At 73.2% G+C, this 25,491-nt stretch carries 24 protein-coding genes and 1 tRNA gene; 9 read left to right on the top strand and 16 right to left on the bottom strand.

The window, feature by feature from the left end:
- Window positions 1–1,818: a Stk1 family PASTA domain-containing Ser/Thr kinase gene (pknB, locus tag G339_RS0113455; protein ID WP_019631606.1), complete on the top strand. Its 1,818-nt coding sequence runs from the start codon at window positions 1–3 to the stop codon at window positions 1,816–1,818.
- Between the two features lie 265 nt (window positions 1,819–2,083).
- On the opposite strand, the gene G339_RS0113450 is transcribed toward pknB, so the two are convergent.
- From G339_RS0113450 to G339_RS33580, 3 genes are read right to left on the bottom strand one after another with little or no spacing between them, the layout of a single operon-like run.
- The gene (locus tag G339_RS0113450; RefSeq protein ID WP_019631605.1) at window positions 2,084–2,674 is read right to left on the bottom strand and encodes an anthranilate synthase component II; all 591 of its coding nucleotides are present in this window, start codon (window positions 2,672–2,674) and stop codon (window positions 2,084–2,086) included.
- On the bottom strand, window positions 2,674–2,862 hold the full coding sequence (locus G339_RS0113445) for a hypothetical protein (RefSeq protein ID WP_019631604.1): 189 nt from the start codon (window positions 2,860–2,862) through the stop codon (window positions 2,674–2,676). The genes G339_RS0113450 and G339_RS0113445 overlap by 1 nt, the downstream gene beginning before the upstream one ends.
- Window positions 2,863–2,871: 9 nt before the next feature.
- A complete protein-coding gene (locus G339_RS33580) occupies window positions 2,872–3,501 on the bottom strand; it encodes a class E sortase (RefSeq protein WP_240489805.1) in 630 nt (209 codons plus the stop codon).
- Between the two features lie 285 nt (window positions 3,502–3,786).
- On the opposite strand from G339_RS33580, the gene G339_RS0113435 reads away from it, so the two are divergent.
- On the top strand, window positions 3,787–4,044 hold the full coding sequence (locus G339_RS0113435; protein ID WP_026341413.1) for a cell division protein CrgA: 258 nt from the start codon (window positions 3,787–3,789) through the stop codon (window positions 4,042–4,044).
- A gap of 168 nt (window positions 4,045–4,212) precedes the next feature.
- Here the strand turns inward: G339_RS0113435 and G339_RS0113430 are convergent, their stop codons facing one another.
- Together G339_RS0113430 and G339_RS0113425 are read right to left on the bottom strand one after the other, a co-directional pair.
- The gene (locus G339_RS0113430) at window positions 4,213–5,109 is read right to left on the bottom strand and encodes a rhomboid family intramembrane serine protease (protein ID WP_026341412.1); all 897 of its coding nucleotides are present in this window, start codon (window positions 5,107–5,109) and stop codon (window positions 4,213–4,215) included.
- Window positions 5,110–5,150: 41 nt separating this feature from the next.
- Complete coding sequence (locus G339_RS0113425; RefSeq protein WP_019631599.1) at window positions 5,151–5,681, bottom strand: peptidylprolyl isomerase; 531 nt, start codon at window positions 5,679–5,681, stop codon at window positions 5,151–5,153.
- A 209-nt stretch (window positions 5,682–5,890) separates the two neighbouring features.
- Here G339_RS0113425 and G339_RS0113420 point away from each other — a divergent pair, with 209 nt between their 5' ends.
- Both G339_RS0113420 and G339_RS33575 read left to right on the top strand, forming a co-directional pair.
- Window positions 5,891–6,310 (top strand): hypothetical protein, encoded by a 420-nt coding sequence (locus G339_RS0113420; protein ID WP_157407642.1) that lies wholly within the window; start codon window positions 5,891–5,893, stop codon window positions 6,308–6,310.
- 123 nt (window positions 6,311–6,433) lie between these two features.
- Window positions 6,434–7,321, top strand: coding sequence for an acyltransferase (locus tag G339_RS33575; protein WP_019631597.1), 888 nt, complete (start codon window positions 6,434–6,436; stop codon window positions 7,319–7,321).
- A 378-nt stretch (window positions 7,322–7,699) separates the two neighbouring features.
- Here the strand turns inward: G339_RS33575 and G339_RS0113410 are convergent, their stop codons facing one another.
- Window positions 7,700–9,220, bottom strand: a complete 1,521-nt coding sequence (locus G339_RS0113410) for a DEAD/DEAH box helicase (RefSeq protein ID WP_019631596.1) — start codon at window positions 9,218–9,220, stop codon at window positions 7,700–7,702.
- Between the two features lie 491 nt (window positions 9,221–9,711).
- Here G339_RS0113410 and G339_RS0113400 point away from each other — a divergent pair, with 491 nt between their 5' ends.
- Window positions 9,712–10,662 carry a sensor histidine kinase gene (locus tag G339_RS0113400; protein WP_019631594.1) on the top strand — a complete coding sequence of 317 codons (951 nt, stop codon included), beginning with the start codon at window positions 9,712–9,714 and terminating at the stop codon, window positions 10,660–10,662.
- Here the strand turns inward: G339_RS0113400 and G339_RS0113395 are convergent.
- Window positions 10,659–11,306 (bottom strand): response regulator, encoded by a 648-nt coding sequence (locus tag G339_RS0113395; RefSeq protein ID WP_019631593.1) that lies wholly within the window; start codon window positions 11,304–11,306, stop codon window positions 10,659–10,661. The genes G339_RS0113400 and G339_RS0113395 overlap by 4 nt on opposite strands.
- A gap of 201 nt (window positions 11,307–11,507) precedes the next feature.
- On the opposite strand from G339_RS0113395, the gene G339_RS0113390 reads away from it, so the two are divergent.
- Together G339_RS0113390 and G339_RS0113385 are read left to right on the top strand one after the other, a co-directional pair.
- Window positions 11,508–11,963 (top strand): CBS domain-containing protein, encoded by a 456-nt coding sequence (locus G339_RS0113390; RefSeq protein ID WP_019631592.1) that lies wholly within the window; start codon window positions 11,508–11,510, stop codon window positions 11,961–11,963.
- A 13-nt stretch (window positions 11,964–11,976) separates the two neighbouring features.
- Window positions 11,977–13,263, top strand: a complete 1,287-nt coding sequence (locus tag G339_RS0113385; RefSeq protein ID WP_019631591.1) for an ArsB/NhaD family transporter — start codon at window positions 11,977–11,979, stop codon at window positions 13,261–13,263.
- Window positions 13,264–13,285: 22 nt separating this feature from the next.
- Here the strand turns inward: G339_RS0113385 and G339_RS0113380 are convergent, their stop codons facing one another.
- From G339_RS0113380 to G339_RS0113365, 4 genes are all read right to left on the bottom strand, one after another.
- Window positions 13,286–16,222, bottom strand: coding sequence for a hypothetical protein (locus G339_RS0113380; RefSeq protein WP_026341411.1), 2,937 nt, complete (start codon window positions 16,220–16,222; stop codon window positions 13,286–13,288).
- 1 nt (window position 16,223) lies between these two features.
- Complete coding sequence (locus G339_RS0113375; RefSeq protein ID WP_019631590.1) at window positions 16,224–16,979, bottom strand: hypothetical protein; 756 nt, start codon at window positions 16,977–16,979, stop codon at window positions 16,224–16,226.
- 90 nt (window positions 16,980–17,069) lie between these two features.
- Window positions 17,070–17,711, bottom strand: a complete 642-nt coding sequence (locus G339_RS0113370) for a Crp/Fnr family transcriptional regulator (RefSeq protein ID WP_019631589.1) — start codon at window positions 17,709–17,711, stop codon at window positions 17,070–17,072.
- 48 nt (window positions 17,712–17,759) lie between these two features.
- Window positions 17,760–18,329 (bottom strand): TetR/AcrR family transcriptional regulator, encoded by a 570-nt coding sequence (locus G339_RS0113365; RefSeq protein WP_019631588.1) that lies wholly within the window; start codon window positions 18,327–18,329, stop codon window positions 17,760–17,762.
- A 142-nt stretch (window positions 18,330–18,471) separates the two neighbouring features.
- On the opposite strand from G339_RS0113365, the gene G339_RS0113360 reads away from it, so the two are divergent.
- Window positions 18,472–19,443, top strand: a complete 972-nt coding sequence (locus tag G339_RS0113360; RefSeq protein ID WP_019631587.1) for a zinc-binding dehydrogenase — start codon at window positions 18,472–18,474, stop codon at window positions 19,441–19,443.
- Window positions 19,444–19,447: 4 nt separating this feature from the next.
- On the opposite strand, the gene G339_RS0113355 is transcribed toward G339_RS0113360, so the two are convergent.
- Both G339_RS0113355 and G339_RS40400 read right to left on the bottom strand, forming a co-directional pair.
- A tRNA-Ala gene (locus G339_RS0113355) sits at window positions 19,448–19,520 on the bottom strand.
- 205 nt (window positions 19,521–19,725) lie between these two features.
- Complete coding sequence (locus G339_RS40400) at window positions 19,726–19,845, bottom strand: DLW-39 family protein (RefSeq protein WP_240489804.1); 120 nt, start codon at window positions 19,843–19,845, stop codon at window positions 19,726–19,728.
- A gap of 213 nt (window positions 19,846–20,058) precedes the next feature.
- Between G339_RS40400 and G339_RS0113345 the strand changes: the two genes are divergently transcribed.
- The gene (locus tag G339_RS0113345; RefSeq protein WP_019631585.1) at window positions 20,059–20,271 is read left to right on the top strand and encodes a hypothetical protein; all 213 of its coding nucleotides are present in this window, start codon (window positions 20,059–20,061) and stop codon (window positions 20,269–20,271) included.
- An 18-nt stretch (window positions 20,272–20,289) separates the two neighbouring features.
- Here G339_RS0113345 and G339_RS33570 read toward each other — a convergent pair whose 3' ends face one another.
- The 3 genes from G339_RS33570 to G339_RS0113330 form a co-directional block, all read right to left on the bottom strand.
- Complete coding sequence (locus tag G339_RS33570; RefSeq protein ID WP_019631584.1) at window positions 20,290–21,198, bottom strand: DMT family transporter; 909 nt, start codon at window positions 21,196–21,198, stop codon at window positions 20,290–20,292.
- A 692-nt stretch (window positions 21,199–21,890) separates the two neighbouring features.
- The gene (locus G339_RS0113335; RefSeq protein ID WP_019631583.1) at window positions 21,891–22,763 is read right to left on the bottom strand and encodes an AraC family transcriptional regulator; all 873 of its coding nucleotides are present in this window, start codon (window positions 22,761–22,763) and stop codon (window positions 21,891–21,893) included.
- Window positions 22,720–22,941, bottom strand: a complete 222-nt coding sequence (locus G339_RS0113330) for a hypothetical protein (protein ID WP_019631582.1) — start codon at window positions 22,939–22,941, stop codon at window positions 22,720–22,722. The genes G339_RS0113335 and G339_RS0113330 overlap by 44 nt, the downstream gene beginning before the upstream one ends.
- Window positions 22,942–25,491: the final 2,550 nt, after the last annotated feature.

Here is a 25,491-nt window from a genome sequence, read left to right as displayed (position 1 = left end):
ATGAGTCAACCTCGGCTGCTCGGCGGCCGGTACGAGCTCGACACCGTCATCGGACGCGGTGGCATGGCCGAGGTGTACCGCGCGCGCGACCTGCGCCTCGATCGAGTGGTGGCGATCAAGACCCTGCGGTCCGACCTCGCCCGCGACCCCACGTTCCAGGAGCGGTTCCGGCGGGAGGCCCAGTCGGCCGCCTCGCTGAACCACCCGTCGGTCATCGCCGTGTACGACACCGGCGAGGACATGATCGGGGACAACTCCATCCCGTACATCGTCATGGAGTACGTGGACGGCAGCACGCTGCGCGACCTCCTGCGGGAGAACCGCGCGCTGCGGCCGGAGAAGGCCCTGGAGATCACCGACGGCATCCTGCGCGCGCTGGACTACAGCCACCGCGCGGGCATCGTCCACCGGGACATCAAGCCGGCGAACGTCATGCTGACGCGGCAGCACGAGGTCAAGGTCATGGACTTCGGCATCGCGCGCGCGATGGCGGACTCGGCCTCGACGATGACGCAGACCGCGCAGGTCATCGGCACCGCGCAGTACCTGTCGCCGGAGCAGGCGCGGGGCGAGCGGGTCGACACCCGCAGCGACATCTACTCCACCGGGTGCGTGCTGTACGAGCTGCTGACCGGGCGGCCGCCGTTCACCGGCGACTCGCCGGTCGCCATCGCGTACCAGCACGTGCGGGAGGAGCCCGTCCCGCCGTCGCAGATCGACCCGAACATCCCGCAGTGGGCGGACGCGATCGTCCTCAAGGCGATGGCGAAGGACGCCGACCACCGGTACCAGACGGCGACGGAGTTCCGGCAGGAGATCCAGCGCGTCCTGCACGGGCAGCCGGTCGCGTCCACGGCGGCGTCCACGATGATGATGGGCGCGCAGCACCCGCCCGCGACGCAGGTCATGGGCGGGGTGCCGGGCGGGCCGGGCCGGACGCAGATGCAGCGCCCGGCGCACACCGGGTACGACGACCTGCCGCCCGTCCGCTACGACGACGAGCCCGAGCGCGGCGGCAACGGCAAGAAGGCGGCGATCTGGGTCGCCGTCGCCGTCGTCGTGATCGCGGCCGCGGCGGCGATCGGGCTGCTGCTGTCCAGCGGCGGGCCGGACGAGCCGACGAAGGTCGCCGTCCCGGCCGTCGCCGACATGACGGTCGCCGAGGCCAAGGCCGAGCTGGAGCGCGCGGGGCTGCGCGTCGCGGCCGACGTGAAGCGCGAGTACAGCAGCGACGTCGACAAGGGCAAGGTCATCGACAGCGACCCGGCCGCGACCACGCAGGTCGACAAGAGCACCGAGGTCACGCTGACGGTGTCGCGGGGGCCGAAGCCGCCCGAGGAGGTGGAGGTCCCGAGCGTCCGGGGCCAGTCCTCGGCGACGGCGCAGCAGATGCTGGAGGCCAAGGGCTTCGAGGTCGAGATCAAGCAGGAGAAGTCCAACAGCGTCCAGCAGGGCTCGGTGATCCGCACCGACCCGACGGGCGGGTCGAAGGCCAAGAAGGGCGCGACGGTGACGATGTACGTCTCGTCGGGCGCGAACCTGGTGACGATTCCCGAGCTGACGAACCGCAGCCAGAAGACGGCCTGCACGCAGCTCAAGTCGCTCGGCCTCAAGTGCGACGTCCAGGAGGCCGCGCCGCCGGAGGGCACGAACGTGCAGCCGGGCTGGGTGTGGCAGCAGAACTCGCCGCCCGGTTCGCAGGCGACGCCGGGCGAGTCGGTGACGATCATGGTGGTGCCGCAGCAGACCGAGCAGCCGCCGACGTCTCCGGGCCTGCCGGGGAACCCGGGCGGGAACGGCGGGTTCCGCCACCCGTAGGCGCGGCGCGGACACGGAGAAGGCCCGGCCCCCGGAAGGGGGACCGGGCCTTCGCCTTGCGCGGGGGGAGACCCACCCCAGGCTCCCCCCGGTTGTACGACGAAGGAGGGCCGCCCCGGGTTCGCACGCGTCCGGGAACGAAAGGAGGGCTTCCGCCACTCGGGGGCAATGGTGGAAGCCCTCAACCGGTCTTCGGGCACGGCGCACCGGGTGTTACAGGTTTCCGTAGAAATTTCAGGTACCGGTGTCCGGGCGGGGGCGCGGGTCAGCGGACGGCGGTGTTCGCGCAGGTCATCAGCCAGTTGCCGAGGATGCGGTGGCCGTGCTCCGACAGGACGGACTCGGGGTGGAACTGGATTCCCTCCAGCGGGCGGTCCCGGTGGCGGACGCCCATGACCACCCCGTCCACCGTGCGCGACGTCACATCCAGCGGGGCGGCGACCGTCCGGGGATCGACGGCGAGCGAGTGGTAGCGGGTGGCCGTGAACCCGTCCGGGACGTCCCGGAAGACGCCCGCGCCGTCGTGGTGGACGCGGCCCGCCCAGCCGTGGACGACCTCCGGGGCCGGGCCGACCACCGCGCCGAACGCGTGCGCGATCACCTGGTGGCCGAGGCAGACGCCGAGCAGCGGGCGGCCGGTGCGCTCCGCCGCGCGGACCAGGTCGAGGCAGACGCCGGTGTCGGCGGGGTGGCCGGGGCCGGGGCTGAGCAGGACGCCGTCCGCGCCGTCTGCGTCGGCGGCGCGGACGTCCGGGCGGCTCCGGACGTCGCAGTCCGCGCCCAGCTCCCGCAGGTACTGGACGATCGTGAAGACGAAGCTGTCGTGGTTGTCCACGACGAGCACGCGGACGCCCATCACCGGCCCCGCGTGGCGGTCGGCGACGGGTCCCCGCCGATGACGCTGTGGTCGAACTGCGTCTTCGGCTCCAGCCACGGGAACACGACGTACCAGAGCAGCAGCCCCGCCGCCGCGAGGGCCAGCGCGGCGACGAGCGCCTTCGTCCGCGCGTCGCCGGGCAGGCGTCGCCAGATCCACAGGTACACGGGCGGCTCCTAGCGGTCGGCGGCGGTGCGCGGCCGGGTCTCGGTCAGCTCGCCGAACACGATGAGCCGCCGCGCCGCCGAGTACTTGGGGTGGCAGGTCGTCAGCGTGATCAGCCGCTCGGTGGCCCTGCGGCCGGGGTGGAACGGGACGGGCGCGGTGACGTCCACCTCGGTCGGCTTCACGATCTTCAGGCCGGTGACCTCGTAGGTGTACTGGGCCTCGCGGGTGTCGATGAGGATCTTGTCGCCGGAGCGGAGTTCGCCGACGCGGTTGAACGGCGCGGAGTACGTCGTGCGGTGCCCGGAGACGACGAAGTTCCCGACGCCGCCGGGCAGCGCGGTCCCGGGGTAGTGGCCCGGTCCTTTGCGCAGGTCGGCGCGGGACACGCCCTCGATGACCACGTAGTGGTACTTCTTGCCGAGCCGGGGAATGCGGATCAGGGCGAGGCCCTGGCCGAGGGAGACCTTCTCGGTGGTGACCTTCGGCGCGGTCCAGGACTTGCGGAGCGCGGCGTCGAGGCGGTCCTGCTGCTGGGCGGTGTACGCGCCGGTGCCCCACAGCTCGTAGGCGAAGAAGAGGATCAGGACGAGTCCGGCGGTGACGCACAGTTCGCCCAGCCCGCGGATGGCCACCCGCACCGACGTCCCCCTCACCGCGCCGCACGTTCCGGAAAGATCAGGGTATTGCGCGGAGCCCGTCCGCACGCCCGCCTCCGCCCGCGCGGGCGTGCGGGGGCGCGCGCTCGACACAACAGACGCGCGAGCGCGTAAACTGCGCCCGTAAGTGAGCCGAAGGCGAAACTTCCGGGCGCGGGTCGCGAAGCGATGCGGCGCTCGCGTGTCGTGTCGGCGGGTCCGTTCCGCAGGATACGGACGCAGCCCGGCAGGATGACCGTTACAGCCCCCGAGGAGACCGATCTCACCGTGGCCAAGTCCAAAGTGCGCAAGAAGGCCGTCTACACGCCGCCGCAGAAGTCGAAGGCCCCCGAGGTCAGCCCGCGGTGGCTCGCCCCGTTGATGATCACGCTGTGGCTGGTCGGGCTGCTGTGGATCGCGGTGTTCTACGTGACGGCGAGCACCGGCACCAACGTGCCGGGGATGACGAGCCTGCACAACTGGAACCTGGCGATCGGTTTCGCGCTGATCATCATGGGTTTGGTCGCGGCGACGCGGTGGCGTTAGTTCCTACCCCGCCGCGCTTCGGACGAATCCACCATTGTTTTCCACAGGCTGGGGATGTCCGGGCAGTTATCCCCAGGTCTGTCCACAGGTTGACGCGAACGGACGCCGCCACCCCACGGTGACGGCGTCCCTTCACATGCCCGTCCCCCCGCCGGACGGGACCGTCCGCTAGACGAAGCCCCCCGGAATCCCGGCCGTCTTCACCAGCACGGCCGCGACGAGCACGGCGGCCACCGCGACCGGCGCCGCGACCCCGACCACGCCCCGCAGCCGCGGCGGCGCGTAGGCGTAGGCCGCCGCGATCAGCCCCCCGACGACCAGGCCGCCGATGTGCCCCTGCCACGAGATGTTGCTGTTGGAGAACGTCAGCACCAGGTTCAGGACCAGGACCAGGACGATCGGCTGCACCGAGATCCCGCGCCGCAGCCCGAGCACGAAGAACGCGGCGAACAGCCCGAAGATCGCGCCGGACGCGCCTACGGCGGCGCCGAACGGGTCCACCACGTACAGCAGGACGGACCCGCCGAGCCCCGCCAGCAGGTACAGCGCCAGGAACCGGGCCCGGCCCAGCTCGCGCTCCAGCCACGGGCCGGTCACCCACAACGCCCACATGTTGAACAGGATGTGGATGATCGCGACCGGGTCGCCGTTCGGCCGCTGGTGCAGGAACGTGCCCGTCAGCAGCCGGTACACCTCGCCGGTCGCGACGCCGGCGATGTCGCCGCCCGGCATCTGGCCGAGGCCGACCGTCAGGAACTCGACGTAGAACCGCGCGGACGCGATCTCGCCGACGTAGGCCAGCACGCACAGGCCGATCAGCGTGTACGTCACGACGGGCGCCCACGCGCCGCCGCGGCCCGGCGCGGGCATCCGCCTGGGCTGCCGGACGGCCGACGCCCCCGCGTTCACGCACTCGACGCACTGGTGGCCCACGGCCGCCTCGCGCATGCACTCCGGGCAGATGTAGCGGTCGCACCGGACGCAGCGCACATACGTCTCGCGCCCCGGATGCCGGTAGCAGTACGGGACCGAGGTCTCCGGGGCGGGCGGGGAATCAGAGGTCATGGAGCGGCTCCATCGGCGCCGGGGTCGGGTCTCACCCTGTACTACGACTGGCGGCGCTCGATCGTCACCGACTCGATGACGACGTCCTGCTGCGGGCGGTCCATCGCACCGGTGGGCGCGGCGGAGATCGCGTCCACGACGTTCGTGCCCTCGATGACCTTCCCGAAGATCGTGTGACGCCCGGTCAGGTGCCGGGTGTTCTGCACGTTCGTCGTGATGAAGAACTGCGAGCCGTTGGTGCCGGGCCCGGCGTTGGCCATCGCCAGCAGGTACGGGCGGTCGAACTTGAGGGACGGGTGGAACTCGTCCTTGAACTGGTAGCCGGGGCCGCCGCGGCCGCTGCCGAGCGGGTCGCCGCCCTGGATCATGAAGTCCGGGATGACCCGGTGGAAGATCGTGCCGTTGTAGAGCGGCGCCTCCGACTTCTCGCCGGTGGCGGGGTTCGTCCACGGCTTGCCGCCCTCGGCGAGCCCGACGAAGTTCGCCACGGTCTCGGGGGCCTGCTCGGGATAGAGCTGGACGACGATCTTGCCGGCCGTCGTGTTCAGCGTCGCAAAGATTTCCTCAGCCACTGGTGGGCCGCCTCCTCGTTGGTGGGATCGGGTTCGGTCGCGCCGCGTCACCGCGTGACCACCCCCGCAGGGTTTACCACCCGTCCGCGGGGAAGGCTGCAGGACAGGACCTCGCAAACAGGGAGGTTAGCGTGTCCCTCAGATTGAGTAACCGCGGCAAGCGCAAGGCGGACGTCCGCGCCACGTTGGACCGGGCCCAGGGAACGGTCATGAACGGGGTGGACGCCGCCCGGCAGGGCGCGTCGGTCGCCGCGGACCGGATCGGCCCGGCGGCGCGCCAGACGCGCGAGGTCACGGCCGACCGGCTGCTGGCCGCCCGCGCCTGGAGCGCTCCCCAGTTGGAGCGCGCCGCCAAGTACGTCGACGACGAGCTCGGGCCGCGCGTCAGCGCGCTGCTCGCCGACACGGCGCAGCGCGTCGAGCCGCCGGAGCGGCGGCGCGGCCGGGTGCGCCGGGTGATGTTCACCGGGCTGGCGGTGGCGGCGATCGTCGGGCTGGCCGGTGCGGTCATGACCCGGCGGGCCAACACCGAGCCGTTCGACGAGTCGACGACCGAGCCCGAACCGGTCGCGGGCTCCGACTCGAACACGGGTTCCAGCACGGGGGGCGGCGCTTCCGCGTCGTCCTGATCGGGCCGCCGGTCCGTCCGGCGGCAGTGCATCCGGGAGCCCGGCCGTCCGGCCGGGCTCTCCGCCGTTCGGCCGCCGAATGCCCCGATACCGACATTTATGCCCAACCGGTACCGTGAACGCATGTCAGCGAATCGCGGCCGGGCGGAATCCCTCGGCGCCGAGGTCGGCGCCCGGCTGAAGCGCCGGGTCCGGCAGGGGCTGCACTCCGCCGTCCACCGCGGCTGGGAGTGGATGCAGCGGCAGGGCGAGATCACGCCGCAGACCCCGGGGCGACGCCGGTTCGCCTACCTCGGCGAGGGCGCCGCGATCGGCTTCCCGATCGGCGCGATCTACGGCGAGCCGTGGATCTCGATCGGGGACCACACCCTCGTCGGCACGCACGTCACGATCTCCGCCGGGTTCGTCCCGGGCCTGGACCTCGGCCCGGACGTCATCGTGCGGATCGGCGGGAGCTGCTCCCTCGGGCGCGGGACGCACATCGTCGGGCACCAGTCGATCGAGATCGGCAACGACGTCTTCACCGGCCCGAACGTCTACATCACCGACCAGAACCACACCTACGGCGACCTCGGGATGCCCATCGGGCGGCAGTGGCCGGAGAACAACCCCGTCGTCATCGGGGACGGCTGCTGGATCGGCACCGGCGCGATCATCCTGCCGGGCACGCGGCTCGGCCGGAACGTCGCGGTCGCGGGCGGCGCGGTGGTGCGCGGCGAGTTCCCCGACCACGCCGTCATCGGCGGCGTCCCCGCCAAGATCCTGCGGAGCCACGACCCGGAACTGGGCTGGCAGCCGCCGCTGCGCGGCCAGACCGCGGTCCCCGCCGACGAGCTGGCGCTGCTCGCGATGGACGGGATGCCGGGGCTCCAGATCCTCTCCGACCGCCTCCGCGCCGAGGACCGCGCCCGCCTCGCCGAGCAGGCCGTCGAGCTCGAGGCCGAACGCACCGTCGAACGCGCCGCCGCCGAACTGGCCGAGGACCCCGACCCGTTCGAAGAATCCCACTGACCCGGCCCGCCGCGAACCCCGCGCGCCGCTCCTGAACCATCGCCCCGCGCCTGGCGAACTCAGCGCGGCCCGAACACCGCGCACCCGACGCGGTCGCCGCCACCCGCACAGCACGCTCGACGCGGTGGCGACACAGCGCAGCCGCACGCCGCGCCGGACGCGGACGCGGCGCAGTGCCGGACGGCGCCGCCCGACGGGCGGGAACCGCGCGACGCCTGACACGGGCGGAACACGCGCGACGCTGTGGAAGACAGGCAGGGGCCGCACGCCGTGCCCGACGCGGACGCGGGGCGCGCGGACGGACGGCGGCTGCGGGGCGCGGTCCGAGCGCGGACATGCCGAAGCCCCGGCCGGGTGGCCGGGGCTTCGGGGTGTTCCTTAGCTGGAGCGGGCCGGGCTGCGGTCGCCGCCCTCGCGGCGGGTGCCGTTCCGGCGGCCCGCGAAGCCGCCGCCGCGGCGCTCGCCGTAGGAGCCTCGCCGGTCGCCGCCGTACGCGCGGTGCTCGCCGGAGCCCTGGCGGTCGCCCGAGCCCTGCCGGTCGCCGTCGCGGTGGCCGTCGAAGCCGCCCTCGCGGCGCTCGCCGCGCCGCCCGCCGCCGTTGTACCGGCCGCGGCGTCCGCCGGGACGCCCGCCCCGGCCCTCGGCGCGGCGCGGCCGCTCGGGGATCAGCGGCTCCTCGATCGGCACGCCGGACGGGATGCGCGCCCCGGTCAGCGCGACCAGCCGGTCGTCGCCGGACGCCACGCGGGTGCGCGGCGCCTCGATCCCGGCGCGGCGCGTCATCGCGGACGTCGACCGGACCTGGTGCGGCAGCACCAGCGTGACGACGGTGCCCTTCTCGCCCGCGCGCGCCGTGCGGCCCGCGCGGTGCATGTAGTCCTTGTGGTCGGCGGGCGGGTCGACGTGCATGACCAGCGACACGTCGTCCACGTGGATGCCGCGCGCGGCGACGTCCGTCGCGACCAGGACGTTGATGGAGCCCTCGCGGAACTCGTGCAGCGTCCGGGTGCGCAGCCCCTGGCTCTTGCCGCCGTGCAGGCCCGCCGCGCGGACGCCCACGTCGGTGAGCTGCTTGGCGAGCCGGTCCACGCCGTGCTTGGTGCGGGCGAACAGGATCGTCCGGCCCTCGCGGTTGGCGATCTCGGCGGTGATCGTGCCCTTCTCCTTGGGCGCGACGAGCAGCAGGTGGTGGTCCATCGTGTCGACGGACTCGTCCACCGGGCCGATGGCGTGCGTCACCGGGTCGTTGAGGTACCGCTTGACCAGGACGTCCACGTCGCGGTCGAGCGTCGCGGAGAACAGCAGCCGCTGCCCGCCGGGCTTGGCCTGGTCGAGGATGTCGGTGACGTCGGGCAGGAAGCCCATGTCGGCCATGTGGTCGGCCTCGTCCAGCACGACGACCTCGACGTCGGACAGGTCGCACGCGCCCTGGCGCATGAGGTCCTTGAGGCGGCCGGGCGTGGCGACGAGGATCTCGACGCCGCGGCGCAGCGCGTCGATCTGCTTGAACATCGACGTCTGGCCGATGACGGTCTTGAAGTGCAGGCCGAGGGACCGGCCGAGCGGCTCCAGGTTCGTCTGGACCTGCTGGGCCAGCTCGCGGGTCGGGACGAGGACGAGCCCGAGGGGGCGCTTGGCCGCGGCGCGGCGGCCGGACAGGCGGGCGAGCAGCGGGAGCCCGAAGGCGAGGGTCTTGCCGGAGCCGGTCTTGCCGCGGCCGAGCACGTCGCGGCCGGCCAGGACGTCGGGGATGGCGGCGGCCTGGATCGGGAACGGCGCGTCGATGCCCTGGCGGGCGAGCGCGGCGATGAGCTCGGCGGGCAGGCCGAGCTCGGCGAAGGACGGGACCGTGGCGTCGGTGGACGCGTCGAGGTCACGGGCAGCAGGAACGTTGGTCACGCAATACCTTCCGAGAGGGGGGCACGTCTCTCGAAAGGCACCACGACCGAGTGTCTGTGGGCCGCAAGGACGAGCCGGACGCGTTCAGCGTCGTAAGAGTGATTCGTCCAGTCTAACGTCGGGGCGGGGTCTGGTTATGCCCCGTCCCGGCGGAAAGTCGTGCTTCCCGCTGCGCGCGGCCCCATTTTGGGGCGGTACGACCGTTCTTTTCGAGCAGCCGTCGACCCGGTCTTGACGATCGGTTCGGTTCCGCGTGCGGAACCTACGGGTACGTTCCGTTCGACCGTCATACCCGAGATCAGCCGCGCTCCCTCCCGGCCCGGCGAACCGCGCAACCGCCGCAGGGAAGGGAGGTCCGGGTGGTGGACGTCGCCATCAGCACGGCGCTGATCGTCGTGCTCCTCGTCGCGCTGCTGACCGCGTACCGGCTCGCCAGACGCGTCCTCGGGAGCCGCGGGCGGCCCTGACCCCGCGCGTACGGTGGGGAGATCATGAGCACCCGCACCCCCGCGTCCGCGCTGTTCTGGCGCATCCTGGCGAGCAACGGAGTGATCTTCGTCGCCGGGACGACGATCCTCGCGCTGTCCCCCGCCACCGTGTCGTCGCCGGTGCTGGCGGGGGAGTTGCCCGTCCTCACCGGCGGCCTCGCGTTGATGGTCGCGGCGAACGCGCTGCTGCTGCGGTCGAGCCTCGCGCCGCTCGTCCGGCTGAACGCGCTGGTCGCGCGGGTCGGCGCGCTGCACTCGGGGGACCGGCTCGCGGTCGGCGGCCAGGGCGACCTGACGGACCTGGTCGCGACGCTGAACGCGCTGCTCGACCGCGTCGAGGCCGAACGCGGCGCGCGCACCGCCCACGTGCTCGCGGCGCAGGAGAGCGAGCGCAGCCGCATCGCGCGCGAGCTGCACGACGAGATCGGGCAGACGCTCACCGTCGTGCTGCTCGCGCTGAAACCGCTGGCCGACCGCGCCCCGGCCGACCTGTCCGACGACCTCGCCGCCGTCCAGGAGGAGGTCCGGGCGAGCCTGGTCGAGGTGCGGCGCGTCGCGCGGCGGCTGCGGCCCGGCGTGCTGGAGGACCTGGGGCTGACGAGCGCGCTCACGGCCCTCGCGGGCGACTTCTCCACCGGCGGGCTGGCGGTCGAGCGGCGGCTGGAGCACGTCCCGGACCTCGGCGCGGACGCGGAACTGGTCGTCTACCGGGTCGCGCAGGAGAGCCTGACGAACGTCGCCCGGCACTCCGGCGCGCGGCGCGCCGAACTCGCGCTGGCCGTCGAGGACGGCGCGGCCGTGCTGACCGTCGCCGACGACGGCTCGGGGCCGCCCGGCCGCGAGGGCGCGGGGATCAGCGGGATGCGCGAGCGCGCGCTGCTCGTCGGCGCGCGGCTGACCGTGGACGCGCGGCCCGGCGGCGGCACCCGCGTCCGCCTGGCCGTGCCGATCTAGGGCTCGACGAGTCCGACGCGGATCGCGTACTTCGTCAGCTCCACCCGGTCGCGCAGGCCCAGCTTGGCGAGGACGTTCGCGCGGTGCCGGTCGACGGTCTTCACGCTGATCGACAGGGTCGCGGCGATCTCCTTGGCCGAGTGGCCCTCCGCGATCAGCTTGATGACCTCTTCCTCGCGGGGCGTCAGCACGCTGTCGGGCGCGTCGCCCGCCCAGTCGCGGCGCAGGTACTCGCGGATCAGCGCCGTCACCGCGCCCGGGTACAGGAACGGCTCGCCGCGCGTCGCGGCGCGGCACGCCTCCAGCAGATCCCGGTCCGCGACGGACTTGAGGACGTAGCCGCACGCGCCCGCCTTCAGCGCGGCGAAAAAGTATTGATCGTTGTCGTACATCGACAGCATGAGGACCCGCGCGTCCGGCGACGTCCGGGTGATCTCCCGCGCGGCCTGGAGCCCGGTCATCCGGGGCATCGCGATGTCCATCACGACCAGGTCGACCGCCTCGGGGTCGTAGGCGCGGACGGCCTCGGCCCCGTCGGCGGCCTCCCCGACGACGGTCAGGTCGGGCTCGGCGTCCAGGATCAGCCGGAGGCCGCGCCGGACCAGCGCGTGGTCGTCGGCGAGCAGGATGCGGGTCGGGCTCATGCTCCCCCAGTCTCGTCGGGCGGCGGGCGTCCGTCCATCAGGAACGCTCCCCGCGCCGTCTGCATGCCCGCGACCGGCGGATATGGGTGTCAGCCCCGATATAAGGACGAAGCGGTCTCACCCAGGCTTGAAAGGGAGAAATCTCCTGGGAGGACACCGTCATTCTCGTCGTTGAGACCGGGCACCGCCCGAAAGGACGCCATGCAGGCACGCGACATCGCCGTCCAGATCCCCACCGTGACCCTCGCGGACCCCGTCGCGCGGGCCGTCCGGGTGATGGGGCTCGGCCGACTGCCCGGACTGATCGTCGTGGACCGATCCCGCCGGCCCGTCCAGGTCCTGCCCGGCACGCAGGTCCTGCGCCTCGTCGTGCCGCGCGCCTATCAGGAGGACGCGGCGCTGACGCGGACGGTGGACGAGGCCCACGCCGACCGCTTCTGGCAGGAGATCGGCGAGATGACCGTCGGGGACTGCCTGGCCTCGCCCAAGACCCGGCCCGTCACGGTGCGCGGCGGCGCGACGCTGCTGGAGGTCGCGGGACTCATGGCGAGCGCCCGCAGCCCGCTCGTCGCGGTGGTCGACGCGACCGGCGTCCTGACCGGCGCGATCCTGCTGGACCGGCTCGTCGCGCAGCTCGCGCTGGTCGAGCCCGGCTGACGGGGGCGCCGCGATGAGCGGCGGGCTCGCGCTCGGCATCTTCGTCGTCGCGTTCGCGTTCATCGCCACCGAGAAGGTCGACAAGGTCAAGGTCGTGCTGGTCGCGGCCGGGGCGATGGCCGTCCTCGGCCTCGTCCCCGGCGCGGAGATCTTCTTCTCCGAGCACGCGGGCATCGACTGGAACGTCATCTTCCTGCTCTTCGGGATGATGATCATCGTCGGAATCCTGCGGCGGACCGGCGCGTTCGACTTCCTCGCGATCTGGGCCGCCAAGCGCTCGCGCGGCCGGCCGTACCGGCTGATGGTCATGCTGATGGCCATCACCGCCGTCGCGTCGCCGTTCCTGGACAACGTCACGACGATCATGCTGGTCGCGCCCGTGACCGTCGTCGTCTGCAAACGGCTCGGCCTGCCCGCGCAGCCCTACCTCATCGCCGAGGTGCTCGCCTCGAACATCGGCGGCGCGGCCACGCTCATCGGCGACCCGCCGAACATCATCATCGGCAGCCGCGCGGGGCTGACGTTCAACGACTTCCTCGTCCACATGGCGCCGGTCGTGGTGCTCGTGTTCATCGCGTTCGTGCTGCTGACGCGGCTGCTGTTCCGGTCGGCGTTCCGGGTGGACGCGACGAACGTCGAAGAGGTCATGGCGCTCCAGGAGCGGCGCGCCATCACCGACCCGGCGCGGCTCGCGCGGTGCCTCGTCGTCATGGCGGGCGTCGTCGCCGCGTTCGCGCTGCACTCGGTCCTGCACGTCGAGCCGTCGATCGTCGCGCTCGTCGGCGCGGGCGTCATGATCCTCGTCGCCCGCGAGGACGTCTCCGACGCCCTCGCCGAGGTCGAGTGGCCGACGCTCGTCTTCTTCGCCGGACTGTTCGCGATGGTCGCGGGCCTGACGCACACCGGTGTCATCAGGACCGTCGGGGACTGGACGGTGGACTTCGTCGGCGACGACCACTTCGCCGCCGCGACCGGCCTGCTGTTCGGCTCGGCGCTGCTCGGCGCGTTCTTCGACAACATCCCCTACGTCGCGACGATGGCCCCCATCGTGGAGGACCTGGTCGCGGGCGCGCCCGACGCCGCGACCGGCGAGGCGCTGTGGTGGGCGTTCGCGCTCGGCGCGGACTTCGGCGGCAACGGCACGGCCGTCGCCGCGAGCGCCAACGTCGTCGCCCTCGGCATCGCGGCCCGCACCGGCAACCGGATCTCCTTCTGGGAGTTCACCCGCTACGGAATCGTCGTGACCCTCCTCAGCACGACGATGGCCTGGGCCTACGTGGCCCTGCGCTACTTCACGTAGCGCGGCGGGGCGCCGCCGGGGATCATCCCCCGGCGGCGTCCCGCACCGTGATCCACGCGATGAGCGCGTACCGCTTCCACCGGGGCTGCAGGAGGCGGACCAGGACCGCCTCCTTCGCCGCCCGGCGGTCCCGCCTGCGGCCCGCCCACGCCGACACGGCGCTGACCAGCGCGAGTTCCCGCGCGACGTCCCCGGCCACCGCGCCGACGAGGACGTCGGTGACCGTCTCCAGCACCGCCGGGACGGCGGCCCCCGCGCCGAACCACGTCGTCAGGACCCGCGACGCCGCCGCGGACCCGGCGTCGTCCGCCAGCACGGCGCGCCACGCGTCCGTCAGCGCGTCCGCGTCGTGGACGAGGGCGAGCGGCGCGCCCTGCGGATCGACGCGTTCGGCGACCGCCAGGAACAGCGCCGCACCGCCGGGACTCGCCGCCGGGCCGCCCGACGCCGCCGTCAGCAGGATGTTCACGACGACCCGGTGGAGCGCCCGCACGCGCACCGCCGCGTCCAGCCAGTCGCGCACCGTGTCGAAGAACTCCCCGCCGGAGTTCCGCTGCGCGAGCCGCCACGCCGTGACGAGCCGTGCCCGTCCGGCCTGCGTCGCCGCGGACGGGTCGGCCAGCACGGTCGGCACGCCGTTGGCGTCCGTCCGCCGCGCGAGCGCCAGGAAGAACCGCGCGCCCGCGACCTTCGACGCCGACGCCGCCGCCGTGAGCAGGACGTCCACGACGACGGGACCCGCTTCGGGCGACGCCGTCCCGGCCGCCCACACGTCCAGCGCCGACAGCACCGGGGCGTCCCGCGGCCACGCGTCCAGCGCCGCCGTCCACCGGGCGATCAGCCGTGAGCGGTCCGCGGCCCCGCCGAACAGCACGACCGGGACGCCCCGCGCGTCCGCGCGCCCGGCCACGGCCAGGAACAGCCGGACGCCCGCCGCTGTCCCGGCCGACTCCGCGGCCGTCAGCAGGACGTCGACGATGAGCGCGCCGCTGTCGGGCACCGCCGCGGCCGCGGCCGTCCAGGAGTCCGCCACCGGCAGAACCGGCACGTCGTCGTCCATCGCGTCCGCCGCCGCGCGCCACCGGGCGGCGAGCCGCGCGCGGTCCGCGGTGCCGCCGAGCAGCGCGACCGGCGCGCCGCGCGCGTCCATGCGGCGGGCGACCGTCAGGAACAGCGCGGTCTCGGCGCGAGCGTGCCGGGGGTCGCCGCCCTCGACCGCGAGCATCGGCGCGACGACGTCCTCCGCCAGCGCGGGGACCAGGACCGCCGCGTCCAGCCACGCGTTCACCACGTCGAAGAACAGCGGGTCGCGGTTCGCCTCCCACTCGGTCAGGGCCGCGCGCCAGCCCCGCGCGAGGCGGCGCGGGGGCGCGTGGCGGCGGGACAGCGGCACCGGCACGCCGCGCTCGTCCGCCCGCCCCGCGAGTTCGAGGAACAGCCGCGCGCCGACCGCGCGGCGGCGCGCGGCCTGCGGGGCGGCGCTCCAGCCGCTCCCGCACCAGTCGAGCGCGGCGTTCAGGACGGTCTCCGGCTCCTTCTCCGCGATGCCGAGCGCGACGCCCGCGACGATGCGGCGGACCTCCGCGCCGCCGAACGCCGCCAGATGCTTCAACCGGGTCAGCGCCACCGTCGGCAGCGCCTCGCCGAGCACCCCGCAGGTCTCCGCGAGGACGGCGCGGAACTGGTCCGACGCCTGCTCGTCCCGCGACCAGTCGTACATCCGGCCGCGCACCCGGCCGCCGGCGCGCGGATGCACGCAGATCCGCGACAGCGCGACGAACGCCAGGTCCGAACCGCCCGCGCCGACCCAGCGCGGCATCGCGTCGAGGACCGCCTCGACGTGCCCGTGGTCGGCGGCCAGGTCCGCGAAGACCCCGGCGAGCCGCTGCCGCAGCCGCTTCGGCAGCGTCACGTCGATCGTCGGCAGTTCCGCCAGCCAGGAGAACAGGTCCGAGTGCGTCAGCGGATACTCGTCCAGGACGTGCGGGATCACCGACTCTGCGAACCCGTACCGCGTGAACTCCAGCTCGCCGTCGCGCTTCTCCATGTCGAGCAGCGCGGCGAGCCCCTTCGCCGGCCGCCACGCCAGTCCGCCGCCGGGCGGCCGCACGTCCAGGTGGCGGGCCAGCGACCGCGCCGCCGTGTAGACGCTGGTCTCGTCGGCCGGGGCGAGCGCCGCCGCGACGATGAGCAGCGCCCGGTCCTGCGGGTCCGGGTTCTCCCTGAACCACATGTCCAAGCGGTCGGTCCAGCTCGAATACGCCTGTTCGACCTCGCCGGCGTCGCCGCCGCTCCGGTGGACGGCCTCGACGACGTCCGCCAGCCGCCGCCCCTCGGCGGGCGGCGCGGTGGCGAGCAGCCGCGCCGCCGCCGGCCACTCCGGCCAGCCGGTGCCGCCGAGCGCGTGCCGGAGCAGCCGCCGCCGGTACACCTCCAGCGCGGGCGGCGGCTCGACCGCCAGCGGCGGGAGCACGTCGGCGAACGGCCGCTGCTCGTCCTCGCCGCCGACGAGGACGAGGTAGCCCTTGCGTTCCTCGATGACCTCCAGGAAGCGCCCGACCCGGCCGGGATCCTCGTCGGCCGCGCGCAGCAGGTAGCCCCACGGCTCGTCCGGGATCGTCTCGACGTCCTCGCCCTCGGTCTCGAACCGGCGGACGCGCAGGCCGGGGACGAGCTGCCGCATCGCGGCGATGCCCGCCAGGGTCCGGCCGGAGCCGTCCGGCCCCGCCAGCGCCACGGCGCGGCGGTCCGCCAGCGCGGCGACGATCACGTCGTGGTTCGCCGTCGGCACGTAGGACGCCAGGCCGTCCTCGATCGCCTCGTTCGACAGAACCATCGACGGTTTGCGCAACACGTACTGCTTGAGGTTCTGGACGACCGTGCTGTCGATGAAGTTGCCGACGACGCTCTGCGAGCCTTCCGCCTCCACGCGGACGTCGCCGACCCACGGGCCGTCCACGTCAGGACCGCCCGTTCATCTCGATGCTGCCGCCCGTCATGTTGCCCATGAAGACCTGGGAGTTCTTGCTCCTGTTCCGCACGTTCTCCACGACCGGCCCCGCGCCGGGCCGGGTCGGCGCGGGCTCGCCGGGGCCGTCCCCCGGCGAGTCCCCCGGGTCCGGGCGCCGCGACGGCTTCGGGACGTACAGGTACGCGGGCCGGTCGAACTGCTTCACCTTCGCCCCGACCTCGGCGAACTGGCTTTCGCGCAGGCCCGTCCGGCCGCCCCGCACGTAGTTCGCGAACACCTCGGCGGAGTACAGGAACGCCGTGTAGGTGACGTCGGGGTCGCTGGTCGTCAGCGCGTCCCGCAGCGGGCGCGCGTCCAGGAGCCGGCAGACGTCCACGACGGCGGTGGAGACGCCGGGGGAGCGCGGGCGCCGGTCGTCCACGAGCCCGACGTGCAGCGCCGCGCGCAGCCGGAGCCGCATCTCCCGCGTCCGCAGGTCCGGCGCCGACTCGTCCAGGACGTTCTGCAGGTGCCGCGGGAACGAGTCCGCGAGCGCGGCCATCGCCTCCAGCGGCAGGATCGCGAGCAGCCCGTCACCGGTGTCCTGCCGGAACGGCGCGGCGGCGAACACCGGTCCGATCCCGCCGCGCTCGCACGCGTCCTCGACGATCCTCCAGATCTCGGTGTTCAGTTCGGGCAGTTGGACGTCGCGGTGGCGGCTGAACTCGCGCGCGTCGACCGCGAGCAGGGCGCGAAACGTTTCCACGTGGCTCTCCGGTGGCTCTCCAGGGGACGCGCGGCCGGGACACCGCGCCCGCCCACTCTGCAAAGGTTCCGGATCGGGGACTGTCCGAAATCAGACATCCCCCTGACCCGATGCGGCCAGCGCCCGGAGCCGGTCCAGGTCGTGGACGACGATCCGGCGGTGCCCGGTCGCGACGACGCCCGCCGCGCGCAGCGCGCGGAGCTGCGCCGCGACGACGCCGCGCGACAGGCCGACCGTCCGGCCCAGCTCGGCTTGGTCGAGGCCGACGTCGAGTCCGCCGTCCGGGTTCGGCAGCGCGAGCCGCAGCAGCGCCCGCGCGACCTTCGGCCGGGCGGGCAGCGCGGCCGCCTCGGCGCGCCACCGCTCGTCCTCGCGGAACCGCTCGATGGTGCCCCGCAGCAGCTCGCCGTGCAGGCCGAGGGCGGTGACGCGGGCGCGGAACCGCTCGGCGGTGAGGGCGCGGGTCGCGCAGGCGTCGATGGCCGTGACGGTCGCGGAGCGCGCGCCGCCGCCGAGCGCGGACAGGTCGCCGATGATCTCCCCCGGGCCGCGCACGGCGAGCACCACGACGTCGCCGCCCGGCGAGTGCTGCGCGACCTTCACCCGGCCCGCCTCCAGGAACAGGACGAAGCCCGGTTCGCTGCCCTGGGCCATGAGGACGTCGTTCGCCGCGAAGCGCCGCGCGGGCGCGTCCGCGGTGAGCCGCCGCCACGTCTCCGCGCTGAGGACCACACCCGACTGTCTCTCGGCGGTCCGGACCGCACCATCGGAATCGGGAGGTCAGCCGTTTATCGGGCGGCCGATTCCCGCGTCGGCGAGGAGGGCCGCCGATACGCGGATCGTCCGCAGGGCGATCTCGCGTTCGGAGACGGGCCGGTCGTTCTCCAGCCACCACGTGATGGCCTGCACGAACATCGCCGCGACGAGCGCCGGGGTCAGCGTGTCGGCGGCCGGGTCCGGGAAGTGCCCCGCGACCGTCCGCTCCAGCGTCGCGCGCATCTTCGCCGCGAACCACGGGCTCCCCCGGTCGCCGAGCAGCGCGCCGTACAGCCGCCGGTACTCCCCGACGTGCTCGAAGAACCCGATCCAGCGCTCGACGCGCGTGTCCACGCAGTCGTCCTCGGCGACGGCCGCGACCAGGACGTCCAGCGCCTCCTCGAACACCTGCTCGACCAGGTGGTACTTGTCGCGGTACGCGCGGTAGAACGCCGCGCGGCTCACCATCGCGCGCTCGGTGAGGCGGTTGACGGTGATCCGGTCGAAGCCGCGCTCCTCGATCAGCTCGATCAGCGCGTCCCGCAGCAGTTTCCGCGTGCGGCGGGCGCGCAGTCCGTCCGGCCGGGCCGTCATGGTGCTGGACGTTACCGGACGCCGGAACCGAGCCATTTTCGGCGATGTGTCTCGATGGAGACAGATGCTCGACTCTGCCGCTTGTGGGAGCTTCCCGGCGCGGGCCAGCCTGGCTCCCCGCCCATCCAGCGAAGGAGTCACCATGAAGGTCGTGCGAGTGTCCGAATACGGATCGCCGGACGTGCTGCGGCTCGCGGACGCGCCCGAGCCCGAGCCGTCGTCCGGCCAGGTCGTCGTGGACGTCGAGCGCGCGGGAGTCCTCTACGCGGACACCATCATCCGGTCCGGGCGCTTCCCGGTGGAGCTGCCCTACGTCGCCGGGTTCGAGGTCGGCGGGCGCGTCACGGCGGTCGGGCCGGACGTGGACCCGTCGTGGCTCGGCCGCCGCGTCGCGACCGCCGCCCACGGCGACCGGGGCGGGTACGCCGAGCGCGCGCTGGCCGACGCCGCCGACCTCCACGCGCTCCCGGACGGCCTCGGCGCCGAGCAGGCCGTCGCGGTGCTGTCCGCCGGGGCGCTGGCCCTCGGCATCCTCGACGCGATGCGGGTGCGGCCCGACGACTCCCTGCTCGTCACGGCCGCGGGCGGGCGGCTCGGCTCGCTGCTCGTCCAGTTCGCGAAGGCGGCGGGCGTCGCGCGGGTCGTCGGGGCCGCGTCGAACGCCGCGAAACTCGCGGCCGCCGCGGACGCGGGCGCGGACGTCACCGTCGACTACTCCCGGCCCGACTGGGTCGAGCGCGTCCAGGACGCGACGGGCGGCGGCGCGGACGTCGTCGTGGACGCCGTGGGCGGGACCATCGGCGAACAGGCCCTGGCCGCCGCCGCGACGGGCCGCGGCCGCGTCGGCATCTACGGGTTCGCGTCCGGGGAGTGGACGCCGCTCGACACGATGAACCTGCTCGCGCGCGGCCTCACCGTCAGCGGCCCCATCTGGAACATCGTCTACGGCCCGGCGGACGAACGGCACGCCGTCGCCGAAAAAGCGCTGCGCGCGGCGGCGGACGGAACGGTGACCGCCCGCGTCGACGCGACGTACGCGCTGGACGAGGCCGCCGAGGCGCATCGGCGGATCGAGGACCGCTCCGTCGTCGGCGCGCTCCAGCTCGTCCCCTGATCGGTGGAGCCACGGGGATTCGAACCCCGGACACCTGGCTTGCAAAGCCAGTGCTCTGCCAACTGAGCTATGGCCCCGGAAAACGTGGACAGCGTACCGGATTCACGGCACCGGAAACCGGCCGCGCGGCTTGATCCGGCGATGCGGACCCGGCGGCGCGGCTCGGTCGGACGGAACGCGCGCGAGACCGGAGCAGAGGACCCGGCGGGATCGGGCAGGCGCGCGCTGCGCCGGTCACGCCGGGGCCGCTCTCCTCGACCTCGGTTCTCGGCGGAACCGTGATCAGTTGTCGGAGGACGTCGCCTCGGTCCACAGGTCCAGCTCGGCGCGGTCCTGCTGGAGCCGGCGCCAGACGGCGAACCCACCGAGAGCGACCACAGCGAGAACAAGCAGCTTCTTCACGATTGGGACCCCTTCACCTTCGACTATGAAGTCCATCCTGAGGATCTCGATGAGATCACTCGCGAGTTTCGCCCCCAGGTTCTCCGCAGCCTAGCAACCGATGCGCGCGGCTCCGCACCCGCTCGGCACTATCGGACCGAACGTCCAATCCGGACAGTGCTGTAGCGCCGCGGACACCTCCGCGAACCCCGGCGTCCAACGGATAATCCACGGGTGGGCACGCACGAGGACTTCCGACTCTGGGAGCGGGAAATCGCCGCGCCCGACCGGCCCGAACACGACCGCGGCGGCGGCGAGATGCTGTCGGCCGCGCTGCTCACGGCCGCCGGCTGCGCCGTGCTCATCGCGCTCGGCGGCACCGTCGCGGGCGTGGCGGGGCTGGTCGTCGCCACGTTGATCATCGTCCTATGGCGCTGCGGGCTGTAGCGGGCAGCGACACGCCTTTCAGCCGCCGGCCTCGATCGGCGCTTCGCCCACAGCCGCCGCCGCGGCTTGACGCGGTGCCGACCGCACCGTCGCGAACACCGAGCCGCACAGGATCAGCGCGAACGAGACGCCCATGCCGACCGTCAGCGTCTCGCTGAGGAACACCGTCCCCGCGACGACCGCCACGGCCGGATTGACGTAGGTGAACACCAGCGCGCGGGACGGCCCCACCTCGCGGATCAGCTCGAAGAAGACGACGAACGCGACCGCCGTGCAGACCGCGCCGAGGGCGCCGAGCGCGGCCAGGACGTGCCCGTCCGGCAGCGCGTCCGGCAGCGTCAGCGCGGCGGGCGCCGCGTAGACGAGCGCGGCCGTCCCCAGGCACGACGTCGTCATCGCCAGGCTCGGGACGTCGCCGAGGCGGCGCGTCATGACGATCGGCGCGGTCGAGTAGCCGATGACGACGAGCAGGACCTCGCCGAGCGCCCGCACGTCCCCGCCGCCGAGCCGCGGGCCGGCCAGCAGCGCGACGCCCGCCAGGCCCAGCAGCAGCCCGCCCCACCGGACGGGGCCCAGCCGCTCGGCGTCGCCGGTGGCGCGGCCGATCAGCACGCCGACGATCGGTGTCGCGGCGATCAGCAGCCCGGTCAGCGAACTCGACAGCGTCCGCTCGGCGTCCGACAGCAGCGCCCACGGCCCGAGGATCTCCAGCACCGCGAACAGCAGCACGAACCGCCAGTGCTCCCGCACCTTCCGGAAGCCCCCGGCCCGGAGCGCGACGGGCAGGAGCAGCACCGTGCCGATCGCCGTGCGCGCGAAGACGACCATCGGCACGGAGACCTCACCGACCGCGACCTTGATCAGCAGGTAGGGAATCCCCCACAGCACGCACATCACCGAGAACAGGACCCACCCGCGCCGACTCACCGCACGCCTCCTAGACCAAGCCTCCACATCCAGGACGAACCCTCACACCCCACGCCCACCCAGTCTTGAACGCAATTGCAACCCTCAACCACCCATTCCCCACCAAATCCCCCAACGGAAGCAGTCAGCACAGCGGACCGGATACCGCGCGACTTCCCCCGCGGACGAACTACGGGGGCGGCTCCTGGAGGGTCATCCACTCGAACGCCGCGACCGTCGTCCCGGACCACCGATCCGCCCCGCTGACCGGAGGAACCCAGCCGGGACGGTCACACACGCTGGCCCGAACCCGCGGCCCCTTGGCCTGAGCACCCGAGCAAACGTCACACGCGCCCGCGAGAACCCGGACTGGCCCTCGCGGGTCGCTGGCCCGGACACACGAAGGGCCGCCGACCGGAGAAACCTGGCCGGGACGTCACGCACCGCTGACCCGAGCCTGCGGTCCCTCAGCCTGAGCACCCGAGCAAACGTCACACGCGCCCGCGAGAACCCGGTCGGTTCCGGCGCGGTCGTGCAACGCGTCGGCGTAAGCGTCACGCGAGCGAGAACCCGGACCAGCTTTCGCGGGTCGCTGACCCGACACGAGGGGGCCGCCGACCGCTGGCCCGAGTACGCGACCGCGCACCCCAGACGCCCAACCGGGCGTCACGAGCATCCGACGGCCCGACCCGCCCGGAGCGGCGTCGGTGGGGTCAGTGGCTGGCGTGGTTCAGGACGGCGGCGCGGTAGGCGCCAGGAGTCACGCCGAGGGTGCGGCGGAACCAGCGGGTCAGGTGCGCCTGGTCGGCGAAGCCCGCCTCGGCGGCGGCCTCGGCGGGGCGGCGGCCCGCGTCGAGCAGGGCGCGGGCGCGCGCGACGCGGTGCTGCGCGAGCCACGCGTACGGCGGCATCCCCCGCGCTTCGCGGAACGCCCGGAGCACCTGGTAGCGCGACAGGCCGAGGTCGGCCGCGAGCGTCTGGAGCGTCGGCGGCGTCGCGGGCTCGTCGGCGAGGCGTTCGGCGACGGCGCGCGCGATCGTGTCGGCGCGCGCCCGTCCCGGCGAGGTCGTCGGCCCCGTCCCGGCGTCCGCGTGCCGACCTATGAGCGCGTTGAGCATCGCGAGGAGACGATCTTCCGCTTCAAGGGGATCGTCGCCGCGCCGCAGGGCGAGGTGCGCGCGTCGCAGCGCGGCGCTGAGGCCGCGGTCGCGGATCACGCCGTCACGGAAATGCGGCGCATACCGTCCGGGCAGCGCCTCGCGCAGGAGCGCCGCGTCCGGGTAGAGCGCGACGTAGGCGAACCCGGCCGCGTCCGCCGGGCCACCGGTATGCGTCTCGCCCGGTTCAACGACGACGAGCGATCCGGCCTCGGCGCAGATCCGCGCCCCCCGGTAGCGCATCGTCTCCCGGCCCTCGACGCACACCCCGATCGCGTACTCGTCATGAACGTGCGGCGCGTAGTGCCGCCGCCCGATGCGCGCCGCGAGCAGGTCGAGGGGCGCACCGCCGCGCAGCGCGGCGACGCGCGTCCAGACCGCCCGGTCAGGCGGGGAAGACGTGGCGGAGCCGCCAATGGTCGGCGTCACGGCCGAGCTCCGCGATGGCGCGCCCGCTCGCCCCGCTGATCCGCACCCGGTACACACCGGACCCGTAGGACTTCACGATGCCGTCGACCGTGTACCGCGCGCCCCGCCAGCGATACGCGGTGAGCCGCCCGGCCGGGTCGTGCTCCGCGATGACCGGCTCGTTCAGAAGCTGCCCCATGAGTCCGTGACCCTACCACCGACTCGAACATATGTTCGCTATTTGACGAGGTCAGAGCCATGTCACCACCTCGGGCCGCCACCGGCAAGACGCCGCTCCACCCTTCACCCGACCAAGGAAACCAACACCCCCAGGAGCCATCGACCCCACCACCCACCGAATCTCATCCAAGACTCCCACCACCGCCGACAACCTTCTCCCCAGGAGAGCCAACAACCTCCACACCCGTGACAGGCAGCGAACCGCCCCGCGGTTGAACGCGCCCTGGACGGTGGACGCGACGCGCATGTGGGTCATGAACCCGGCCAGGACCGCCGCCTTGCCCCCGCCCGCACACCGCCCGACTGAAGCAGCACCACGCCGAGAACAGCTTCCCCGCCCCCACCCGCGCACCGTTCCGGCCCGGCCCCGGCCCTGCCCGCGCACCATTCCCCCGCGCCCCGGCGCTGTCCCCACCCTCGGCCCGCAGCGCGCGCGTAACCACAGATGCCGGACGGGGTGCTCGGCCTTGGCCATTACTTCCGGCCTTTGGCCATTACTTCCCCGGCGCACGCGCGAGCGTCGGGCCAGGACCAGCGGCGCGTTCCGCCTCCGACCCGCACCCGTCCCCGGACCTGCACGACCTTGCGCACGCGCGTCGGGACAAGCACGAGGACTGCGCGTTCTCGGCGAGCCGCGCAAACTCGCGCGCTGGCGTCAGTCGTTCGAGTCGACCACTACCCAGCCGCCGTCCGGTACGGCCCCGCGACCGCAAACGCCAGCCCCCCGCCCGCCCGCAGCCTTGCACGCGAACATCCGCCCCGTGCGGCACAGCATCGCGCACGCGAACGCCGACCTCGCCCGGCAAGGGCCCTGCGCACACGAACGTCGACGCTGTCCAGCACAGCCCGACGCACGCAAGCGCCCACTCCGCGCAGTGAAACCGCGCGGACCCCGGAAACCGGCGCGCGGCTCATCTGCCCGAGGCAACGGGTGAGCCGATCGTCCGCGTCCTGATCAATGCACCGCCGAGCCTCTGTTCCCAAGTTCGGTGGATGGCCGATTCGGTGGACGGCCGACCGCGCGGGAGTCGGGGACGGCACACCGAAGGATTCCCCCTTTCCGGCATGATCGACTCTCCGGGACAACTCGACCAGCGGGCGGCCTGCTCGCGGCGTCACCAGAGCGGGGACACATCCGCGACGGTGGACGACTTTATCCACAGGCTGTGTGTTTCTTCGCCCACATCCATCGGTGCTGCTGAGCGGCCGGTTACGGCGTGCCGTTCCACAGCGATATCCCCAGTTGGACGGGCTTTCCGCAGCCGAGACACCGATCTGGGCGCTGCCCGACACCAGCCTGTGGAGCAGTCCCGGCACCACCCACGCCATCCACACCCTGTGGATAACTCGATGCACAGGACTGTGCATCGCCCTCCGAACCGCTGTCCACTGCTCGTCCCCAGGTTCATCCCAAGACATCGACCAGTGGGGAAACCCGGTGGATAACCATCTGACCAGCAACGACATGAGCCGTGACGATCAGTCACCGTGCGTAGCCCACAGGGTGTGGACAAGGAACGTCCACAGCATCGACAAACAGTGGACAACGGCTGTCCACCGCTCGTCCCCAGAGCTGTCCCCAGAAAATCGTCCCCATCACGATCACGGACGCGCCCTCTCCCGACCACGCGCCACGCCGCCGGACGCCACCATCCACCGCCACACCACAATCCGGATCTAACGCCCACCGGCGAAGACCTGCCGATCCATGCAGCCCACCAGGCCCTGTCGATCCACGCTGACCGGCCGACGACGACCTCGAGTTCCGCGAACGCGACGCCGAAGCGAGACACCACCAACTCCCGACGTGCTTGCAGCCGGCGACGGACACCTCACGCTCGACGGCCTGGCGGGCGCCGGGCCTGTACGTGTGCCGAGCGCATGATCCGGCGGCAACGCCGAGCGGAGCCCGAACATCTGATGAGCCTTCGCGACGCGCCCGCCGGAGCCGAGGACGGACTGCGACACCGACCGCACACGTCCCTTGCTCGCGACGCACCGCCCGAAGCGAAGACGTCTGCACGATCGGCAGCGCGTTCACCAAGCGCAGCAAGCCGAGCGTCCCGCAGACAGACACCCGCCGGGCCCGCGTGCGGTGATCGACCGCACCCGCACGTGAACGTGCAGGTCCTCGCGCGCACGTCCCCGACCCTCGGGCTCTCGACTTCCGCTTGCTGGCCTGCGCTGCCGGACTCCGTGCGTTGCTTCCGCTCGTCGTCCCGAGCTACGTCTGCCACGCATTGCACATCGCGTCCGCCAACTCCCCAACTCCCGCGCCCACGCCTTCTAGCTTCTGGTTCGCGCCTTTGGGTTCGCGCCTTGCGCCTTCCACACCGCCATTCCCCACTCGCTGAGCTGCGCCGCCGAGCCGCGCGCTGGCCTCCGCACGCCGATCTCCATCCGCCGACCCCACGCGCTGCCCGCTGCCCGCTGCCCGCTGCCCGCTGCCCGCTGCCCGCTGCCCGCTGCCCGCTGCCCGCTGCCCGCTGCCCGCTGCCCGCTGCCCGCT

The organism is Actinomadura atramentaria DSM 43919, from assembly GCF_000381885.1.
GTDB lineage: Bacteria > Actinomycetota > Actinomycetes > Streptosporangiales > Streptosporangiaceae > Spirillospora > Spirillospora atramentaria.
The sequence above is the reverse complement of the archived record's forward strand: the minus strand, read 5'-3'. Positions and strand labels throughout refer to the sequence as shown.

Excerpts from the sequence above, each read along its gene's own strand:
- G339_RS33575 (WP_019631597.1), top strand. The coding sequence starts at position 6,434 with ATGTCAGCGAATCGCGGCCGGGCGGAATCCCTCGGCGCCGAGGTCGGC.
- G339_RS0113385 (WP_019631591.1), top strand. The coding sequence starts at position 11,977 with ATGAGCGGCGGGCTCGCGCTCGGCATCTTCGTCGTCGCGTTCGCGTTC.
- G339_RS0113420 (WP_157407642.1), top strand. The coding sequence starts at position 5,891 with ATGAACGGGGTGGACGCCGCCCGGCAGGGCGCGTCGGTCGCCGCGGAC.
- G339_RS0113450 (WP_019631605.1), bottom strand. The coding sequence starts at position 2,674 with ATGGGCGTCCGCGTGCTCGTCGTGGACAACCACGACAGCTTCGTCTTC.
- pknB (WP_019631606.1), top strand. The coding sequence starts at position 1 with ATGAGTCAACCTCGGCTGCTCGGCGGCCGGTACGAGCTCGACACCGTC.
- G339_RS0113400 (WP_019631594.1), top strand. The coding sequence starts at position 9,712 with ATGAGCACCCGCACCCCCGCGTCCGCGCTGTTCTGGCGCATCCTGGCG.
- G339_RS0113360 (WP_019631587.1), top strand. The coding sequence starts at position 18,472 with ATGAAGGTCGTGCGAGTGTCCGAATACGGATCGCCGGACGTGCTGCGG.
- G339_RS0113395 (WP_019631593.1), bottom strand. The coding sequence starts at position 11,306 with ATGAGCCCGACCCGCATCCTGCTCGCCGACGACCACGCGCTGGTCCGG.
- G339_RS0113365 (WP_019631588.1), bottom strand. The coding sequence starts at position 18,329 with ATGACGGCCCGGCCGGACGGACTGCGCGCCCGCCGCACGCGGAAACTG.
- G339_RS0113330 (WP_019631582.1), bottom strand. The coding sequence starts at position 22,941 with ATGGGGCAGCTTCTGAACGAGCCGGTCATCGCGGAGCACGACCCGGCC.
- G339_RS0113390 (WP_019631592.1), top strand. The coding sequence starts at position 11,508 with ATGCAGGCACGCGACATCGCCGTCCAGATCCCCACCGTGACCCTCGCG.
- G339_RS0113430 (WP_026341412.1), bottom strand. The coding sequence starts at position 5,109 with ATGACCTCTGATTCCCCGCCCGCCCCGGAGACCTCGGTCCCGTACTGC.